This window comes from Deferribacter desulfuricans SSM1, from assembly GCF_000010985.1.
GTDB lineage: Bacteria > Chrysiogenota > Deferribacteres > Deferribacterales > Deferribacteraceae > Deferribacter > Deferribacter desulfuricans.
Genome location: NC_013939.1, coordinates 278,076 through 298,488, shown reverse-complemented (window position 1 = coordinate 298,488; position 20,413 = coordinate 278,076). Strand labels below are relative to the sequence as shown.

General features: G+C 31.4%; 14 protein-coding genes and 2 pseudogenes. 4 read left to right on the top strand and 12 right to left on the bottom strand.

Annotated elements, in window-relative coordinates:
• Positions 1-93: 93 nt before the first annotated feature.
• The 8 genes and pseudogenes from DEFDS_RS01490 to DEFDS_RS01460 form a co-directional block, all read right to left on the bottom strand.
• A pseudogene (locus tag DEFDS_RS01490) lies at positions 94-3,269 on the bottom strand (type I restriction endonuclease subunit R).
• A gap of 2 nt (positions 3,270-3,271) precedes the next feature.
• On the bottom strand, positions 3,272-6,982 hold the full coding sequence (locus DEFDS_RS01485) for an SIR2 family protein (protein WP_013007045.1): 3,711 nt from the start codon (positions 6,980-6,982) through the stop codon (positions 3,272-3,274).
• Positions 6,979-8,145 (bottom strand): restriction endonuclease subunit S, encoded by a 1,167-nt coding sequence (locus tag DEFDS_RS01480; RefSeq protein ID WP_013007044.1) that lies wholly within the window; start codon positions 8,143-8,145, stop codon positions 6,979-6,981. Before DEFDS_RS01480 ends, DEFDS_RS01485 begins: the two co-directional genes overlap by 4 nt.
• Positions 8,138-9,010, bottom strand: a complete 873-nt coding sequence (locus DEFDS_RS01475) for an ORF6N domain-containing protein (RefSeq protein ID WP_013007043.1) — start codon at positions 9,008-9,010, stop codon at positions 8,138-8,140. The genes DEFDS_RS01480 and DEFDS_RS01475 overlap by 8 nt, the downstream gene beginning before the upstream one ends.
• A 54-nt stretch (positions 9,011-9,064) precedes the next feature.
• Positions 9,065-10,525 (bottom strand): ATP-binding protein, encoded by a 1,461-nt coding sequence (locus tag DEFDS_RS01470; RefSeq protein WP_013007042.1) that lies wholly within the window; start codon positions 10,523-10,525, stop codon positions 9,065-9,067.
• Positions 10,526-10,541: 16 nt separating this feature from the next.
• Entirely contained in the window at positions 10,542-10,670 is a 129-nt protein-coding gene (locus tag DEFDS_RS13295; RefSeq protein ID WP_269446353.1) for a hypothetical protein, read from the bottom strand.
• A gap of 24 nt (positions 10,671-10,694) precedes the next feature.
• Positions 10,695-11,684 carry a RhuM family protein gene (rhuM, locus tag DEFDS_RS01465; protein WP_013007041.1) on the bottom strand — a complete coding sequence of 330 codons (990 nt, stop codon included), beginning with the start codon at positions 11,682-11,684 and terminating at the stop codon, positions 10,695-10,697.
• Positions 11,685-11,687: 3 nt separating this feature from the next.
• Positions 11,688-13,230: pseudogene (locus tag DEFDS_RS01460) on the bottom strand (type I restriction-modification system subunit M).
• Between the two features lie 212 nt (positions 13,231-13,442).
• Here DEFDS_RS01460 and DEFDS_RS01455 point away from each other — a divergent pair.
• Positions 13,443-14,654: an IS256 family transposase gene (locus DEFDS_RS01455; RefSeq protein ID WP_013007040.1), complete on the top strand. Its 1,212-nt coding sequence runs from the start codon at positions 13,443-13,445 to the stop codon at positions 14,652-14,654.
• 336 nt (positions 14,655-14,990) lie between these two features.
• On the opposite strand, the gene DEFDS_RS01450 is transcribed toward DEFDS_RS01455, so the two are convergent.
• The 3 genes from DEFDS_RS01450 to DEFDS_RS01440 all read right to left on the bottom strand — a co-directional run bounded on the left by DEFDS_RS01450 (position 14,991) and on the right by DEFDS_RS01440 (position 16,674).
• Positions 14,991-15,215 carry a hypothetical protein gene (locus DEFDS_RS01450; protein WP_013007039.1) on the bottom strand — a complete coding sequence of 75 codons (225 nt, stop codon included), beginning with the start codon at positions 15,213-15,215 and terminating at the stop codon, positions 14,991-14,993.
• Positions 15,216-15,530: 315 nt separating this feature from the next.
• On the bottom strand, positions 15,531-16,289 hold the full coding sequence (gene istB / locus DEFDS_RS01445; RefSeq protein ID WP_013007038.1) for an IS21-like element helper ATPase IstB: 759 nt from the start codon (positions 16,287-16,289) through the stop codon (positions 15,531-15,533).
• A complete protein-coding gene (locus DEFDS_RS01440) occupies positions 16,276-16,674 on the bottom strand; it encodes a hypothetical protein (RefSeq protein WP_013007037.1) in 399 nt (132 codons plus the stop codon). Before DEFDS_RS01440 ends, istB begins: the two co-directional genes overlap by 14 nt.
• Before the next feature lie 62 nt (positions 16,675-16,736).
• Between DEFDS_RS01440 and DEFDS_RS01435 the strand changes: the two genes are divergently transcribed.
• From DEFDS_RS01435 to DEFDS_RS01425, 3 genes are all read left to right on the top strand, one after another.
• Entirely contained in the window at positions 16,737-17,783 is a 1,047-nt protein-coding gene (locus DEFDS_RS01435; RefSeq protein WP_013007036.1) for an IS5 family transposase, read from the top strand.
• A gap of 125 nt (positions 17,784-17,908) precedes the next feature.
• Positions 17,909-18,592, top strand: coding sequence for a hypothetical protein (locus DEFDS_RS01430; RefSeq protein ID WP_041223543.1), 684 nt, complete (start codon positions 17,909-17,911; stop codon positions 18,590-18,592).
• 106 nt (positions 18,593-18,698) lie between these two features.
• On the top strand, positions 18,699-18,884 hold the full coding sequence (locus DEFDS_RS01425; RefSeq protein WP_013007034.1) for a helix-turn-helix transcriptional regulator: 186 nt from the start codon (positions 18,699-18,701) through the stop codon (positions 18,882-18,884).
• A 32-nt stretch (positions 18,885-18,916) separates the two neighbouring features.
• Here DEFDS_RS01425 and DEFDS_RS01420 read toward each other — a convergent pair whose 3' ends face one another.
• Positions 18,917-20,146, bottom strand: a complete 1,230-nt coding sequence (locus DEFDS_RS01420) for a tyrosine-type recombinase/integrase (protein WP_013007033.1) — start codon at positions 20,144-20,146, stop codon at positions 18,917-18,919.
• Between the last annotated feature and the right edge of the window lie 267 nt (positions 20,147-20,413).

Sequence of the window (20,413 nt, the reverse complement as noted above, 5' to 3'; positions counted from 1 at the left end):
AACTCCTCTTAATGTAATATTAATAAGTTATTAGTTTTTTGTCTACTTTATTGTAGCATGTTTACACAACGTTTCTTAATTATAATCAATAAGTTAAGCTACTAATTCATCCGCTATTAATTCTGCTTGTTTTAATACTGTTTCAGTAGCTAAAGCCTGCATATCTGGCGGATAGCCATATTGTCTCAAAGTTCTTTTTACTATCACACGCAATTTTGCCCTTGCACTCTCTCTTATTGTCCAATCTATCGATGTATTCTTCTTAACCCTATCATACAAAACAGCTGCCAGTTCTTTAAGCTTTTCTTTGCCCATAAGCTCCCGTGCACTTTCATTATCAGCAACTGCACAATAAAAAGCGTATTCATAATCTGTCAGCCCCATCTCTTTTGGCTCTTTATCGCTTTCTTTTATCTCTTTTGCAAGCTCTATAAGCTCATTTATAACTTCAGCGGCTGTCAAAAGTTTGTTGTTGTACTTTTTGATCAAATCTCCCAATGTTTTCATCAAAGATTTGCTTTTCACCAGATTAATTTTCATTCGCCCTTTAATTTCATCATTAATAAGCTTTTTCAATGTTTCAATTGCCAGGTTTTTGTGTTTTAACTTTCTTACTTCTTCTAAAAATTCATCAGATAATATTGAAATATCAGGCTTTTTCAACCCTGCTGCGTCAAATATGTAATAACACCATTGGTAGATATTGCCTTATCTACAATTTGCTTTATCGCCGTCTCAAAGTTATCACCCTTACTTTCTTTGTCCGTATCAAACTTTATAAGCCTTGATTTAACAGCCTGGAAAAATGCCACTTCCTCTTTTACATTCATTGCTTCAGGATGGGGCACCGCTATTGCAAATGCTTTTGACAGTGCAGTAACAGCATCAATAAATCTATTTCTGCCATTTTCAAGCCCAAGTATAAAATCTTCTGCTTCAAGGATAATATTTAGCTTTTGTGAAGTATCAGCATTAAAATATCTTTGATATTCAAAACCGTAAAACATATCTCTGACAACTTCCAACTTCTCGAGCATTACTTTTACGGCATCTTCCTGCAGTTTAGCCGGTTCACCTTTTCCACCACTTTCAGCATAAAAAGATAGCGCTGCTTTTAAATCATAAGCGATACCTATGTAGTCAACTATAAGCCCACCTGTTTTATCTTTGTAAACCCTGTTTACCCTTACAATTGCCTGCATTAATGTATGACCTTTCATCGGCTTATCAATATACATAGTATGAAGACAAGGCACATCAAAACCTGTTAGCCACATATCAACAACAATTACAAGCTTAAGTTCATCTTCCGGGTCTTTAAATCTATCTGCAAGAATCCTTCTTTCTTCTTTTGTCAGGTAAAATCTTGATATTTCCGGTTCATCTGATGAAGATGTTGTCATTACAACTTTTATTTGTCCTTTTTTTAGTTCTGGACTATGCCATTCCGGACGAAGTTTTATAATTTCATCATAAAGTTCGGAAGCAATCTTTCTTGTCATTGTAACAATCATCCCTTTACCGTCCATTACTTCAAGACGGCTTTCAAAATGATTGACTATATCTTTTGCCACCTCTTTTAATCTTGACCTGGCGCCTACCAATGCTTCAAGTTTTGCCCATTTTGCCCTTTCTTTTTCTACTTCTGATAAGCCTGCTTCATCTAATTCTTTTTCATACTCCTCAATCAGCTTTTTCCCTTCTTCAGTTAAGTTGATTCTTACAAGCCTGCTTTCATAATAAATCGGAACAGTAGCCCCATCTTCCACAGCATTTGCAATATCGTAGATATCAATATAATTTCCGAAAACGGCAGGGGTATTTCTGTCAGTTTTTTCAATCGGTGTTCCTGTAAAGGCTATATAGGTTGCATTTGGCAGAGCATCTCTTAAATATTTTGCAAAACCGTATTTAATCTCTCCTGTTTCTTTATCAACTTTTGCCTTAAATCCATACTGAGTTCTGTGAGCTTCATCAACAATGACAATAATATTGTCCCTATCCGAAAGGGTTTCATAAATATTGCCCTCATCTGGCCAGAATTTATGAATAGTTGTAAAAACCACACCCCCAGCATCTACCTTTAAAAGCTCCTTAAGATGCTGTCTGCTTGTGGCTTGAACAGGCTCCTGCCTTAAAATTTGTGTAGCTGATGCAAATGTTTCAAAAAGCTGGTCGTCAAGGTCGTTTCTGTCAGTAATTACAACAATTGTTGGGTTATTGATTGTTTGTATGATTTTCCCAGCATAAAAAAGCATTGACAGTGATTTACCAGAGCCCTGGGTATGCCAGACCACACCGGCTTTTTTATCCCCTTCAGGTTGACTCTTTACATCAGGCAACCCATAGGTAAGAGGGTCTTCTTTTACGACATTATTTATTTTGCCTATCGCTCTGATTGTTGATTCTATAGCTTTATTTACTGCATAGTATTGATGATAGCCTGCTATTTTCTTTGTGGTTTGAACAATTGTTTGTCCATTCTCATCTTCTTTCTTTGCCTTTTCAAACAGAATGAAATATCTGATATAATCAACAAGTGTTTCCTTGTTTAAAAGCCCCTTTATCAAAGTTTCAAGCTGGCTTACAAGGTGTGAAGCTTCCTTTTTCCCCTCTGCAGTTTTCCAGTACATAAACCGGTCGTATCCGGCTGACAGGCTGCCCATTTTTGCTTCAAGCCCATCGGATATGACTAAAATCTCATTAAAGGTAAAAAGAGATGGTATTGTTTGTTTATAGGTTTGAATCTGGTTGAAGGCAGATTTTATAGTGGCCTCTTCAATGGCAGGATTTTTTAGCTCCATTACCACAACGGGAAGCCCGTTGATAAAAATAACAATATCCGGCCTTTTATTTTTATGATTTTCTATAACGGTAAACTGGTTAACTACTAAAAAATCGTTATTTTCAGGAATTTTAAAATCAACAAGCCATACAATATCGCCTCGCTCAATTCCGTCCTTCCGGTAAGTTACCTTTATCCCTTCTGTTAGCATTCTGTGGAATATTTCGTTATTGGCTATCAAATCCGGTGTGTGGATTTGGGTTAGCTGTTTTATTGCATCATCTATTGCATTTTCAGGTAAATCAGGATTTATTCTTTTTAATGCAGTTTTTAATCTATCAAATAAAATCACATCTTCAAATGATTTTCTTAAAGGATTTTTTCCATCCGGAGCAATGTCTCCACCAAACAAATAATCGTATCCTTGATTTTTTAAAAGCTCTATAGCAAAGTTTTCAACGGAAGATTCGGTTAGATTAGGCATTGCTAACTCTCTTTTTTGTTATACTCAAAATAAATATCACGTAAAAAATCAAAACCTCTGGCTCCATATAAGTTACATATTCTATCTGCTAAATATTTTTCTCCTCTTTTATATAGTATTTTTATTGTTTTCTGAATATCCTCAACTTTATAATCTAAATATATATTATTATTTAGCATTTCAATATAAAGTTCCCCTACTTTCTTAGGAGTTTTTGATACATGTTTCATTAAATATTCTGATAGAAATGTAGTATTATGATATTTAGAAGAATACCTTACTGCAGGTTTTAACCATTCAAAAACTTCATCATCTATTTCACCAATTAATATTAACCATGTAATAAGTTTTGAAATCACTTCTTGATTTTCAGAAGATTCCTTGTTTTCTATTGTTTTTTCAAAAATTGCTTTCCATAAAGGTTTTATTTTTGTTTTTATTTTATCGTTAATACCTTCTCTCATCATCCAAAAGAAAGTTATTATTGCTAAAAGTTGTTTTTTGTTTCCATTTTCAATTAACTGTGAAATTAAGCTTTTTTCATCATCTAAATTTTCCCAATCTTCTATATATCCTATAGCTATATGTTGAGCAAGTCTTTCAGTAATATGTTCATCTTTAAAACTTGTCTTTATTGCTTTTAAATAGTGATTGTTTTCTCTAAGTAAAAAATAAATATCTTTATAAATCCTTGAAGAATAAAATAGATAACCTGTAAAAGCAGCTTGCCAATGAGTTTCGTTTTCTTTAGGGAAAATTTGATTAATATGATTAATTACCCATTTTTTATCAAGCCAGTAAAGATTGGCTAAATATTGTCCTAAAATTACTGAAAACTCAATAGAAGGATCAATATTGCGGTTAAGCCTTTTGGTAAATTCTTCTTTTATACTTTTAATCCATCTCTCTTCACTTTCTGTTTTATACAAGCGAGCATATCTCAAAGAATAATTTATCATAGCTGAAAATATTTTACCTTTAGTTGAATTTAAGACCGATGTAACTATATCAAGCATATCAGGAAGTTCAGATTCGGTTTTTTCTGCAAGAATTAATGATATTTTTTCTGCTTTTTGTAAAAGTTTGGGTTCAAAAGCATGTTTATCATCTTTAGTTCCTTCTTCAATCAGTTCTGCTATTTGTGATATTATCCAATTCCTATAATTGTAAATTTTATATTCTTCATTCCAAAAATCATCTGATGAAATTAAATCACTAATAAAATCAAATACTATATCCCAATTAATTGGCTTTTTTAAATTCCAAGCCTCTTTTAATCCCCATAATAGTGAGTATTGATAAATTCTTTGAATTTTAAGAAATGGTTTCATATTTGCAGTAAACTTTTCTGGATTTTCTTTTACAGCATTTCTAAAAGAGTCAGCAATTCCTTCCATATCTATATTTTCCTTATCTTTAAAACTATCTAAATATTTTGCTATTTCTTCATTAGATTTATTAAGAAATTCTTCTATATCTACTAAACTTTCATAACCCCATTTGGTTTCCATCCAAAAATCAAAGCCAGGATGTTTAAGTTCTGTAGGATCTAAATAGTTGTATTTATTATAAAGCTCAACAATCTTAGGATTTCCTGAGTTTAAAAGCGAATAAAGCCATTCTTTTTTTTGATACGCAAGAAATTTTTCTTTTTTCTGTTCATCAGTTTTTATCTCTTCAGGTATATAATAATTTTTAGACTCAATCCATTCTATAATCTTTTCAATCTGTTCATCTGAAAAATCTTTTGCATGACTTTTGAATAGTTCAAATAGTTCATGTTTTACAGAAATTTCATCTAATGGATTTCTTCCCCAAGTCCATAATAATTGGTTTAATTCTTTATAGTGTTGATTAATTATATAAATAGCAATTCTTTTAAATATAGAATGTTCTTCATTCAATAAATTTTTTATAACTTCTTTTATTTCTTGAGGTTTTGAAAATTCAAACATATTTCTTACAAAATAAACTAACAGATTTTGATATTTATCAGGAAAACTTGTTTGTGGATTGTCTTCTATTGTTGGTATCCAAATAGGATAAAATTGTGTTTTATCTTTAGTTACTATTTCTTTAATTTTTTGGATAGCAATTTTAGCAGCCTCAAGTCCGCAGATTTTGGATATTTGTGGCTTATAGACTTTTAAAGATTCATAAAGCCAATATTCACCCATTATTGGTACGTAATCAAAAGAATCTTCTTCTCCCAAAATAGAGTCTTTTTTAATCTTCTTATAATCCAAAATAACCTTTAATAATTCTAAAATTAAATTTTTTGCTTTTTCTCCTTCATTTAGCAATTTAGGAAGTACAGTTTCTTTTATCTCAGATGAAACTAATAAACTATCCCATTTTGAATTTAAGGCTATTTTTACAAACTCTATATGTTTATTGCTTATCTTTTCAATTGGCAATGAAAAAATAACTTTTACCATTACCCAATCAGTTCTATAATTTTCAATCCTTTCTCCATTTTCATCTTTATAATCTATAATTTCCTGAATTATTTCTAATAATAAATTCGTTATTTCGTCTGAAGGGGCTTCTTTGTTCTTTTTAGCTACATTTTCTAAATATCCAAGAATATTCCAGTGAGGTATAAAAAAATATCCTTTTTTATCAGGAACTTCTTGAGGTTTAGGGTTATCTGCTGGATTAAAATATACTTTTTCTTTTAACGGTTTTAACCATGGAAATGGATTACTCGTAGAAGCAAGACATTTAAAAAAATAATGCCTTTGAGGCTCATCATTTTTTATAAGTTGAAAAACTTTATCTTCCTCAGATTTTTCATAGTTATTTGCGAATTTTTCTAAATACTCATAAGTATCATATAAGTATCCAGAAACCTGATTAATTTCTTCATTCCAATTTTTTAAAACTTCATAAAGTTGTTCATATCCCTTTTCATCTTTTTCATAAGGGATAACCTCAATACCCATAGAATTATAATAATAACGTTCAAATGAAAGTATGTTCTCCTCGCCACGATAAAATGGAATAAGTATAAAATGTTTTAATTCCTTATATTTCGACCGTTTTTCAGATTTTGTTATCAAAAAATCAAGTAATTCAAATTCCGCTAATCCATATCCTAAAAACAATACTATATATTCTTCAAAAATTTTTTTCAGAAAATTATTAAATTTTTCCTGGTTGTATCTCTTAATATAATCAGGAACTGTAAAAATAATGGAATTTCTATCTTTTTCTAAGCAGCCATGTATATGATAAAGTTTATTTCTATCAATATTTGAGGGTATAAATTCATTTTCTTTAAATACAATGTTAGCTGGTTCAAAGTATTTATGAAAATGACTATCAATATTTGTTGTAATAAATAAAGCTCTTAGTCTATATATTTCATCATAAATATTTTGTGAATTTAGACGGTCTGTATTAGCTTTAATAGCATTTTCAAGTGTTTTATAATAAATTTCTTTATTATTACTTTTTTTTAAAAGATGATAGCAAATAGTAATTATTTTTTTAGGGTCTTTAAGTTGTTTTAAAGAGTCAGACTCTCTATAATTAATAAGTTTTTTTTCAAAACAAGTCTTGATAAGATTATATGCCAGTTCATCCCAACCTGCACTCCCTAAAAGCCTTGATACTCCAGCCCCAATAAAAACAGCTAACTTTTTATAATTAACTGCATCAATTATTTCTTGAGGAACGTTTGGGATAGGTAAAATTTTGTTGTAATTCATAATTTCACCCTCACTTCTCCACTCATTAGCTTTGGCAAAAGTGTATCTCTTAATTTTGCAAGGGTGCGAATTTGATTATTTATAGCAATAATTTTTTCAATAAATGGAGATATTTCTTTGTCCATCTTTAAAAGCTCTTCATCTGGAGGCACTAATACTAATGCCTTTGATAAATCGTCTCTTTTTATGTGCCCCATTGTTGTAGCTTTACTTTCAGCAATTGTAATGAATTGTTGCAAATAATATTTAATCCAAAAATAATAAAACCACTTTGGATATTTTTCAGATGTAACTTTAAAAAGATGTTGATTTAAAACGCATTTTTCACCATCCCATATTTTTACAATTAAGCTACCAGACCAAGAAAAAATGACATCACCATTAACAACAATATATTCAGAAGGAACATCAGAAGTAGCCCAATCTGAATTTTCACTAAAGCCGTTTTTTAATTCTTTAATTTTTAAAACAGGTAGTTTATCAAAATTATTCTTTGGAGGATATTTTTGACAAGCGAGACCATTTAAAAAGTTTGCTATTGTATCTAAAGGTTTTTCTTCCCAATCCTCTTTTGCGTCTTCTATAAACCACTTTCTAAAAAGAGTCTCAGCCATTTGTTCAAGTGTTTGATTTTGGCGCTGCAGCAGGTCTATTTTATCATCAAGAGATGAAAGCACAGAGGCTATGGCTTTTTGTTCGGAAAGGGGAGGAAATAGAAACTTGTAATTAAAAACAACATCTGTTTGTACTCTCTGTCTTCCTGTGCTCCCTGTCATTGATTTTATAGCAACATCCCTAAACTCAGGTGAAATAGCAAAATAGTATAAAAAATGACTATCAGATAGACCCTTTTTTTCTCTTAAGACAATAAATTCTGTAGATCCAAAACCTATCTCATTCTCTTCTAAGATATCAACATAAGCTGTCTTCCCATTCTCTAAACTCGGTGTAATTCTTGCAACCAAAGTATCACCATTCCTAAATTTTACCCCGCCATTAAATGGTTTTATTTCATAAATGGAAATTTTCTTAGTGAAAGGATGTAAAGCTTCCATTGGAACTTTTTTGGCAAGCGTACCTTTCTTTAATATCTCAGAAGGATTAATAACAGCCACATCTCCCAGCTTAACTCTTTTCCACCCTTTGGGTACTTTTTCAGTCATTTTTCACCCTCTCCAAAATTTTCAATCCTTCCTTATTCATTTTTGAAAAGGCAAATACTTTTTTGCCTAAGTCTTTTAGTGACGCCCCAATGTGATAAACATCTTTATTATCTATTATCAAAAATCTATCGTGTATATTTTTGAGTTCCTTTACTTCAACAGGTTGGTACTGAGCATTGTGTTTTTTTAGATCCAGTTTAATCTGTTTTGTTATTTTTCCAACGAATATAATAGCTTTTACATCTGGTTTTCTTTTAGTTAATAAAGTAAACACGCTTTCATCTATGTAATTATCTATTAAAATAATAGATTTGTTTGCTGAACGGATTAAATCACTAACAAATTTGTAAGCATCAAAAATTTGTCCATCAAAGAATATGCCTTGTGTGGGGCTTTCTTCTTTGCTCTCAAGAGCCTTGAATAATACCTCAAATTTTTTATCATGGTCTGTTAGTTTATATTCAATCTTTTCCAAACGGGAAAAGATTTCAGCGTTTTTAATGATAAATTTTCTCATAGCAACAAATGCCTTCATTATTTTTATGCTTACATCTATTGCGGTCTTACTTCTCAATACTGCTGAAAGCATTGCTACGCCTTGCTCAGTAAAGGCATAGGGAAGATATCGTCTCCCACCCCAACTTGAGATCACAATTTGTGATCTTAAAGATTCATATTCTTCTTTTGTAAGTTGAAACATGAAATCTTCGGGGAATCTTTCTTTATTCCTTTTTACCGCCTGATTCAAAACTCTAACTTCTACACCATAAAGTTTTGCAAGGTCACTATCAAGCATTACCTGAACACCTCTTATGGTATGAATTTTGGTTTTAATGTCTTCAATTCGTATTATTTCTTCGTCCATTTCTAACAGGTCCCCTTATTATTTAAAAATTCTTTTTTTTATCCTCCTTAATTCTTAATTCTTCAAAACATAATATGTGCTTCTACCTTTTCCTTGTCTTTGAATAAGATTTTTTTCAACTAATGAGCTTAAAATTTTGTGTGCTTTGGTTTTTTGAATATTAAGGATTTCAGTTGCTTTCTTCCTTGTGATTTTTCCGTTATCTAAAATATAAAGTAATATCTCCTTCTCTTCCAACGTTAATCGTTCGTAATCATTCGCAATCGTTCGTAATCGTTCGTAATCGTCCGCAACCGTCCGTAATCGGCCGTAATCGTCCGCAGATTCTGTTAAAGCAGTTTTTTTGGTTTCTGGACTGTAGTTTATTTTTCTAAATGTTACCCTAAAGGAAATTCCAGGCTCACTCCATTCAAATTTTATTTCCGGATATTTTCTTAAATCATCAGCAATTAATCTTAATCCGTTTCCCCATTGTTCGATAATACCAAGTTTTTTAAACACTGATGCCAGAACTTTGTTTCTTATGTCTGACTGGCCAGATTCCATATCGTCAAAGTCAATAGTAGGCATTAATTTACCGGGGCTTGTAATCTCAATTTTATCGTCAAAAATGGCAATTTTTATGTCTTTGCCCTTTAAAGAATAGTCTCTGTGAATTACCGCATTTCTTATAACTTCACGAATGGCAATAACTGGATACTCCCACCTGTCTTTCCTATAAACTCCTTCATATGTCGAGCCTTGAGAAATATGCCTTAAAACAAATTTATAGGCTTCTTCTGCCTGAAAACTCAAAGGCTCATCAATAGTCTTTTGGTCAATAAAATCTCCGGGTATAGTTCCTTTAAACCTTGCACACTCTATTTTTGCAAAGGGGAAAAGTTTATTTCTAATTTCATCGTTTGATAACAATATTAAAGCGTTTGTGGGAAACTGTCTATTCTGGTCTTTAACTACCAGATTTAGTTTATTTAAAATGGTTTTAGTTAATTTCTCCCCTACAGTTTCTTCGAACTGATGGGCAAAAAGTGAAATATCCAACTCATCTACACTTTTTGAATATACAGGCAACGAGTCAAATGATATGCCTTGCTTTTGTCTTTCTAATTCTTCAATAATCTCTTTATTGGCAAGACGATTTGTTAAACCAACTCTAATAAAGGTTCCATTTTCTTTTCCTTTGCTTTTCAGATAATATGGTGGAGTATTGCCTTTGAATATTTTAACTATTACAACATATTTCCCATTGTAATTCGCAAATAAAATTTCTGGCAAAATAAGAGGATAGCAATTATCATGAATAGTACTACTAATTATTTCTTCTATCTGTAATAAATCTTCTTCCGGCACTCCAATTACTTCTCTCGGATTGTCTTTGATGCCAATATAAAGTTCACCGCCGGCATCATTGGCAAATGATATAACGGTTTTACATAAATCAGATTTATTTGGCAATGTTTCTTTAAATTCAAGCTTTCTGTTTTCTGGTTGATGTAAAACCTTCTCTAACTTCATAATCTCCTTTATTAACTTATTTTATTTCATATAAAGATAAAGCAACCTGTTCCAAAATTGCACAGGTTGAATTTTTATAAAATTTCAACTTCTTCCAAAATGGAAACAGTATCCCTAAAATTAATAACTGATTTTCATACTTCATACTTCACACTTCATCCTTCACATTTCACCCTTCAAACGCTATGAAATTCATTATAAGTTTTATTAATTGCTCTTTTTGCTCTGGGGGGCTTGCAGCTACAAGATAGCACAAAGCAGTTAAAGTATTACTGTTGAATCTATGAAATAGCTCCTCTTTTGATAAGTTTTCGTATAAAAACTTCAAAAATAGCAAAGCCCCAATCCTTTTGTTACCATCAACAAATGGATGATTTTTTATAATCAAATATAACAGATTTGCCGCTTTTTCTTCAAAGGATGGATAAAGCTCTTTGCCTGAAAAACTTTGATAAATGTTATTTAATGCACTTTCAAAAAGCCCTCTATCCCGTTCAATTCCAAAAATTTCTGACGCTTCATTTCTTTCTATTAAATAATTTTTAAGTTCTTCTATTGCCTCTTTTGCATCTTCATAACTTATCTTTTTTTTAACCTCTCTCGTAATTTTTGCTTCAATCTTTCCTGTGTCGTACTCTTCTATCCATCTCCACACCAAAGCATACTTTTCTATAATCTCAAGCATCCCTTTTGCTTCAGATGCTGTAAGTGAAGGTGTATTAATGTTTTCTTTTATAAATTTAATTGTATTTTCTAGTTCTTTAAGTTTTTCTTGTGTGAGTTTTTTTTCATTTATTGCATACCCTTTTATAAGATAGTTCTTCAAAACATTTGTAGCCCAGATTCTAAATTGAGTAGCTTTTCTTGAGTTTACACGATAGCCAACAGATATTATGACATCAAGATTAAAATATTCAATTGTCCTTTTTACTTTTCTTTTTCCCTCTATTTGAACTGTTGCAAATTTTGCAACAGTTGACCCCCTATTTAATTCTCCGGATTCAAAAATATTTTTAATGTGTCTTGAAATAACAGATTTATCTTTGTCGAAAAGTGTTGAAATTTGACTAAGGTTTAACCATATTGTTTCCTTCTCTAATCTGACTTCAACTTTTTTATCTTTGTCTTCAAAAATGACAAGTTGATTTTCACTGTTCATCCTTTATCCTTCATATTTATTTATTTCTATTTTTTCCAGATTTTCCAGTATTAGCTTATTGAGCCTTTCTTCCTCTTTTAACTGCTCTAAAAACTCGGCTTTTAGCTTTTTAAACCTTTCTTCAAAATCAAAATCATCTTCTTCATCAGCAAGCCCCACATAGCGACCGGGTGTTAAAACATAATCAAGCTCTCTGACTTCCTCCATGGTAGCAGATTTACAAAACCCCTTTATATCTTCATAACTTTCATCTTCCTTTTGCCATTTGTGATAGGTGTCCGCAATTTTTCTTATCTCTTCCGGGGTTAATACACGATTTCTTCTGTTTATTAGCTGCCCCATATCCCTTGCATCAATAAACAGGATTTGCCCCTTTCTAGTTGTTTTGTTTTTCCTGATAAACCACAAAGAAGCTGGTATCTGGGTATTTAAAAATAGTTTAGGAGGAAGGTTTACAATACAGTCTATAATATCATCTTCAATCATATTTTTCCTTATTTCATACTCATCTTTTTGTTTCGTTGTTAATGCCCCTTTTGCCAAAACAAATCCGGCTTTTCCATGTGGTGCCAGGTGAAAAATAAAGTGCTGAATCCATGCATAATTTGCATTTGAGACAGGAGGGACGCCGTATTTCCACCTTACATCACTTCTCAGTAGTTCTCCGCTCCAGTCGCTGTCATTAAAAGGTGGATTTGCTATCACAAAATCAGCTTTTAAGTCTTTGTGGACATCGTTTAAAAATGAACCTTCCGGATTCCATTTCACCTGCGAACTATCAATCCCTCTTATGGCAAGATTCATTTTACAAAGTCGCCATGTTGTTTGATTGCTTTCCTGACCGTATATGGAAATATCATCTATCCTTCCCTGATGCTCCTGCACAAATTTTTCTGATTGTACAAACATACCACCGGAACCACAGCAAGGGTCAAACACTCTCCCTTTGTATGGCTCAAGCATTTCTACCAAAAGCTCAACAACACTTCTTGGGGTATAGAATTGTCCACCTTTTTTACCTTCTGCAAGTGCAAATTGCCCTAAAAAATACTCGAATACATGCCCTAAGATATCTGCGCTTCTTTCTTTTGCTTCGTCAAATGCAATGTTGCTAAATAGATCTATAAGCCCACCAAGACTTATGGGGTCAAGATTCCCTTTGGCATATACTTTTGGTAATACCCCTTTTAACGATGGATTTTTCTTTTCTATAATATCCATCGCATTATCTATTAATTTACCAATTTCCGGATTCTTGGCGTTAGCTTTTAAATACTCCCCACCTTGCTTCTTTTGGTACAAAAAACACATTTTCAGCTCTGTATTCATCTATATCTTCCGGATCAGCTCCAGCATAATCCCCTTCACCCTCGCTTAGCTTTTCATACAAGTTTTCAAAAGCATCTGATATATACCTTAAAAATATTAAACCTAATACTACATGCTTATATTCTGCAGCATCAATATTCTTCCTTAATTTATCAGCGGCTTTCCAAAGCCCTTGTTCAAAAGATTCACCGTTATTATTGCTATTTTTCTTAGCCATTACAAACCTCCATTAATAAATATTTTAACATAACATTAACTGATTGCAAATTTAATTTTAAATGCTTACGTTGTTATTATATCATTGTAATTTTTTTCATTTCAATCGTTCTTATTGGTAGTGTATAAGAATTTTGTGTAAGAATTGAAAAAGAGGTATACCTCCTGTAATCTACTAATACCCATAAAAACAGAAGAAGGAGGTATACCCCAATGAATAATTATAATTTAGCTGAATTGTTTGAAAAAAGAAAGGATATTCGAGAAGTTTTTATGGAATTTATGTCACAACAATTTGTTAATTTTTTAGAAAAGCTTGGAGAAATAGAAAGAGAGATCCATTGTACGGTTAATGAAGACAGTAAAAATGGTCATTATACAAGAAATTTTGATACGTTTTTTGGTAAGATAGAAGGAGTAAAAATACCAAGGACAAGAAGAACCAAGTTTCATCCATCATTTTTAGAGCCATACAAACGCACAACATTTGAATTGGATGAAATAGTATTATCTATGTATCAAGGTGGTTGTTCAACAAAAGATATAGTCCGCACATTGGAAAATTTGCTTGGTCAAAAGTATTCTCCCAGGTGGGTAAGCAAAATAACAGATGATATATTGGAAGAAATAGAAAAGTATCATAATAGAAGATTTGACCGTTGGTATCCAGTTTTGTTTATAGATGGGACATACTTAAAATTGAGAAGAGATACAGTATCAAGTGAAGTTGTTTATACAGTTATGGGTATAGATGAGGAAGGGCATAAAGAGATACTTTCCTTTTATTTATTTGGTGGCAGTGGAGAGAGTGCATTAAACTGGAAAGAACTGTTATATGAGCTAAGGGAAAGGGGATTACAAGAACCAGTATTAGTAATTGCAGATGGATTAAAAGGTATAAAAGAAGCGGTATTAGAAGTTTATCCTAAGGTAGATTTTCAGAGTTGTGTAGTTCATAAGGTAAGAAGCTCATTATCCAAGATACGCAAATATGATGAGAGTGCAGTAACAGAAGATATGAAAAATATTTATATGCAAGAAACTGAAGAAGGATTTTTGAATAAATATAAAGAATTTTGCAAGAAATGGTCAGTAAAATATCCAGAAATGATTGCTTTATGGGAAAAGGATTTACCAGAATTAATGACATATTTAAAATATCCAGCTTTAATGAGGCCTTATATTTATACTACCAATCCATTAGAAAGGTTTCATAAAGAAGTTAAAAGGAGGACGAAAGTTATAGAGGTATTTAATGATAAGAAAGCGTTAGAGAAGGTATTATTTTTAGTAATATTAGAGATGAATGGCAGTTACAAATCCCGAAAGATGAAACATTGGGATTATTTTCTAGCAGTATTGAGAAATAAAAGGGCTGAAAAATATGGTAGATTACAGGAGGATAAAAATCTTACACAAAATTAGTTGCACTATGTTCTTATTATAACAATAAATGTTTTACATTAAAAATCTTATCAATAGCATATCGTAGCTTTTTCATTTGTTACTAAATTAGATAGGCATATGAATAACAAAAATGCTTCGAGGATGTTGCACAATAGACTAACTTGTTTATAATTATCATCATCATGAGATTGCTTCGTCGCATTTGCTCCTCGCAATGACTGGGAGAATGGTCATTGCGAGCGTTAGCGAAGCAATTTAGTATATTTAGCGTCTATTTCTGTGCAATACCCTCGCTTCTTTTTCAGGGTATAGTTTAGGTTTACATTTAATAGTTCTAATATCAGCACCTACAAGTTATTCAATTTCGTTAATTTGTTTATTTATTTCGTGGTTAATTTTAGTAGAATCGTCTTCATTTTTGGTGGTTTCATACGTGCCAAGCCCCAAGTTGGGGTTTTTGTTTTCTCTAACTAATTTTTCTAATATTGACAACAATTTTAGTGGTGTTAAGACCGTGCCAAGTTTTTCTAAAAAATAACCCTCTAAAATGGTAAAATAGATACAACTGTCAACTATCATTTAAGGTTATATATATCAATTTACCTAGTGAATTCACCTGTTATTACGCTCGTAGATGGTTTCAAATTATCTACTATTGCAAATAAAATTTTGGCATCAACACTATCAATAGAACTGACTATATAACACAGATAAAGCCTCTGTTACCGTTCATTATTAAATCAATTTAAATCGTTTATACGCTAACATTAAGATATAATGTCAAATACATAATCAACCCTTTGAAATAACCATTTGTCAATTATCATGAAAATTGACCCGTTTTTTTCACGAATTTTGACCCACCCTATTTTATTAAAAGAGTTAACATTTATTTTAATTATCATTTTTAAAAAGTTCTTTCATTCTATAACTTTTACCATTTATCAAGAACGGATAGCTGTGATGCAATAACCTATCCAATATAGCTGCCGCAACTATTTCATCCCCAAATATATCATTCCATTCTTCAAAAGGTTTATTTGTAGTTATTATTGTAGATTTCTTTTCATATCTTCTTGATATCAATTTGAAAAATAACGATGAAGCTGATTTCTCTATTTCTAAATAACCCAATTCATCTATTATTAACAAATCTATCCTTGATAATGATTCTATATATTCTGCTGTTTTATTACCTATTTTAGCAGCTATTAATTCTGTCATTAACTCTTCTGTATTATAAAATAAGACCCTCTTTCGCATCATCGCTGCTTTTATTCCAATCCCTACTGCCAAATGCGTTTTACCTACTCCAGGAGGGCCTACAAACAAAATATTTTTTGCTTCTTCCATAAAATGTAATTCACTTAATTCTCGAATCAATTTCTCATCAATCTCCGGCTGAAAACTAAAATCATACTCCTCTATCGTCTTGAAAAATGGAAATTTGGCCTTCTTAATTCTTCTCTTAATAGAATTATCCAATCTCATTTCTGCCTGTTGCTTTAATACGTTATACAAAAATTGTTGATAACATATTTTGCCCTTTGCCGCTTCTTCTGCCTCTTTCATATAAATCTCTTTTATCAAGGGCAAAGACAGTAATTTACAATAATATTCTATCGCTACCTTCAAATTTTCATTTCTGCCCATAACTATACTCCAATAAATCTCTCTTTACATTCTTCGAGGGTAATTCTTGTTTTGTAAAATTTAATACATCCTGTTTTAAAGGATATTTTTGAATTAATGCTTTTACTAAGTTATAGCTAAAAACATTATATTTTATACAGTTCCTCATAACTTCCATACAATTTACATCCGAATAGTATTCAAAAATTGAAAGAATTTGTCTTAGATGATAGGATGGATTAAATCTTTTTTGACCTCTTAAACGTTCTATAAAACGATCCTTTTCATCAAAATGTGAAAATCTATCTAAAAACTTCTTCTTTAAACTTTCGAATGATTTTTGTTCATCTGTGTTGAAATTCTTATAATGAGTTAAGGGTGTTGCACAGTAAAATTTAGATAACATATTGATATTTAATCTATTTTCTGTTAAAATATGCTTAATTTTAAATAAAGAGGGAGGTAATTATGCCTTCAAAAGAGATAAAAGGGATGACAGTATCTGACATAGCAGCTCAAGATAAATTATCAAAACAAAAGCGTAATAGATTAAGACTGTTAAATGAGTTAATAAACTTTTCAAAGATCGAGAAAAAGCTAAAAAAGAAGTACAAATACACAGAGAATGCGAGTGGTCAACCAGCCTATCCACCGTTATTACTGTTCAAGATAGTATTTTTGCAGAATTTGTACAATTTAAGTGATTATGAGATAGAGGGAGCCTTACATGACAGATTAAGTTTTACGGATTTTGTGGGATTATCGATGGAAGATGCTGTACCAGATCATTCTACAATAAGCAGATTCAGGAAGAGATTATGTGAGTTAAATTTGGACAAGGTATTATTTGAAGAAATAAACAGACAGCTCAAGCAATCTGGATTTATTTTAGAAAAAGGAGTGATAGTTGATGCTACAGTAATAGAAGCTAAAAGTCGTCCAGATAAGTGTATAGAGCCCAAAAATGAAGAAGAATCTTCATCAAAAGAAGAAACAGCAAAGAAAGGGGGCGTGGATATCAACTATTCCAGAGAAGAGGAAGCTAGTTGGTTAAAGAAGGGAAATGAAGTTTATTATGGTTACAAGGCGCATGTAGTGAGTGATGCAATAGATGGTTTTATTTTAGCAGTAAATATGACAGGAGCAAATGTACATGAATCAGGCTGTTTAGAGTCATTGATATCAGAGTTAAGGGATAAGGGTTACAATGTTCCAATGGTATTTGCAGATAAGGGATATAGTAGCAAGAAGAATCGAGATATATTGAAGTCAAAGGATATAGAAGATTTTATTATGCATAAAAAGGCAAAGGGCGGGAAATTAAGTGAGTTACAGAAAGAGCTAAATAATTTGTGTAAACAGGTGAGATATAGGATTGAGCGTAGCTTTGGTACATTGAAGAGTCAATATGGTCTAAATAGATCGAGATATATGGGTTTGCGTAAGGTGTTGTATGAATTTCTGATGAAATCGATATGTTTTAACGTAACAAAAGCAATCAGATTATGTTTTTAAAGGTGTATTGCGCCCAAAATTAGGGATTTTAGATGATTTGGAGTTATTTGAGGAGGTGAACAAGGAATAAAAAGCCAAAAAGCAATAAAAATTGAGTAGAAAATTGAGCAAAATTTAAGAAAATGATGAAAATTGGAAAATACAGAAATTATGCAATAACCTTACTTTATTTAAGCTCTGCTTACCGGGGCTGCTCAAGATATAGGTATTTGTCGCTACAGTACAAAGAAAGGGAAAATGATAAAGAGGGGAAAAAGATTTATATAGAAGAAATGAATAGTTATATGGGTATTAACAAATTAAATGAAGAAATAGCAAAATCTCATCTTCATAATAGGTTATTTTTATCCGGAGATGGTAAATTTGGATATATTGTGGGTGTTTTTTTAACAAAATTACCAAGATACGATAACGAGTTATTTTATAAGGTATCTCTTTTAAGCTGCCCTTTCAATGATAACTTGTCTGAAGCAGAAATTAAAATGAATTTACCTATGCTGTATAAAAACAGATATACTAAGGATATAAAAGTTTATGATTATCTTATTTTGGGATTGTTTACGGATTTTCAAGTTGCTCGTAATTTTGATAACAAAATAAAAAATGTATTTTTAAAAACGAAGAATGGAGAAAGTGTAGTAAATGCCTTTGCTAGGAATACAGGGCTTAATATCACAGAAAATTTTAGTGATCATGGGGGCAGTGAAATATTTCTTCCATCACATTTAGGATATTCAGATCCCTACATAATTGAAGAGTTTATTAAACGTATAGGAAAATATAAGCCAGTGTTCATAATTAAAAAATAAAAAATAAAATTTTTTACTAAACGTAGCTAAAAATCATATTGACCACCCCTGTTTTTATTATTGCCCTCGAATGGGGGGGGGGTAATAAATTTGAAGGAGGGGAACCATGGTACAAGAAAAGCTTTTAAGATTGAAGGATGTTTTGGAAATCATTCCTGTTGGCAGGTCTACTTGGTATGAAGGAATTAAGAAAGGAATATTTCCAAAACCAATTAAACTGGGAAGATCAAGTTTCTGGAAACTGAGTGATATTCAAAAGCTTATTGAAGATACCGCCTATGTAGCAATTTAACATTTAATTCAATTATTATGTACGTATCCGCATCAAGTGGATACGTATTCTGTTTTAAAGTTTTCGATGAAACTATCCGAGTTTATTATTCTTTTTAAAAAAGGTTTTTCAGCATTTTTTAATTCATCCAAATAATTTGCCCAAAACTGCATCATTTCTTTCCTTATTTCTAAATACTCGGCTTTGTTATATGCTCTGCGAACTTTATTTTTATCCTCATGTGCCAATTGTTTTTCAATTACATAAGGAGGCCAACCCATTTCATTCAACAGTGTAGATGCTGTCTGCCTAAACGAATGGCTTACATGTTCTTTTTTCGTATATCCAATTCTTCTCAAAGCTTGATTTAACGTATTATTACTTAACATTTTGTCAAAATCTATTGGAGAAGAAAACACATAATTACTATCACCAGTTATCTTTTGAGCTTTTTTTAATATTGATACTGCTTGATCTGATAATGGTACAATATGATCTCTTTTTATTTTCATTTTATCAGCTGGCACAAACCAAAGTTTGTTTTCAAAATCAATATCACACCATTCTAATGAACGAACCATTCCAGGACGCACGAAAGTAATCATTAGAAACTTTAAAGCAAGTTTTGTTATGTAATGTCCACGATAATTATCAATATCAACTATAAGTTTTTTCAATTTTGCAGGTTCTGTTATAGCAGGATAGTTTTTTTCTTTATATTTTGGTAATGAAGAGTTAATTGTAGTTGTAAGATCAGAAGTTACAATATCTTCAGAAATTGCTAGTTCATATACATAATGAATAATTGTTTTTGCTTTTTTCATTGTTACTAAAGTATCTCTATCTGCAATTTTTTTAAGACAATCAATTATTCTTTTTGATGTTATATCTTTAATGTCCATATTGCCTAAATATGGTTTAATATCCCTGTTGTAAATAGATAATTTCGTTTCCAAAGTTGATGGATCATAACTGTCTCTATTCAATTCCACCCATTCATTAAATAAATCATCAAAAGTGCGTTTTTCTTCTTCAAGAGGTAGTCCTCTTTTTAATCTTTCATTCAATTTTTCTGCTTCTTGCCTTGCCTTAGATAAACTAACATAAGGATATTCTCCCAGCGACTTATAAGTATCTTTACCATTTTGATCCCTATAACGAAATCTCCAGAACTTATTACCTGTAGGTCGAACTTCCAAGAATAATTTTTCACCTACATTAATACGATGAATTTTCTTTTTTGGTTTTGCTGCTCTCAATGTTGCATCGGTAATTCTTTTCATAATGTCCTCCTTTCATCTTTTTTTGTCGCAATTAGATGAAAGGAGTTGGTCAATATGATTTTTAGCTTTGTTTGGTATATGGTATTAAATAGTTCTGTAATTTTTTGGGTAGCGTTTGGGTAATTTAGAAACGTTACCCAATTTATTACCCATTTTTTTCCAGATTTTAGCTGGATTTCACTAGACAAACCTGGACAATCAACTGTCTGAAAACCGCTTGTTTTTAGGATTTTTCGTATTATATGAAATTTTGACAGACTTAATATA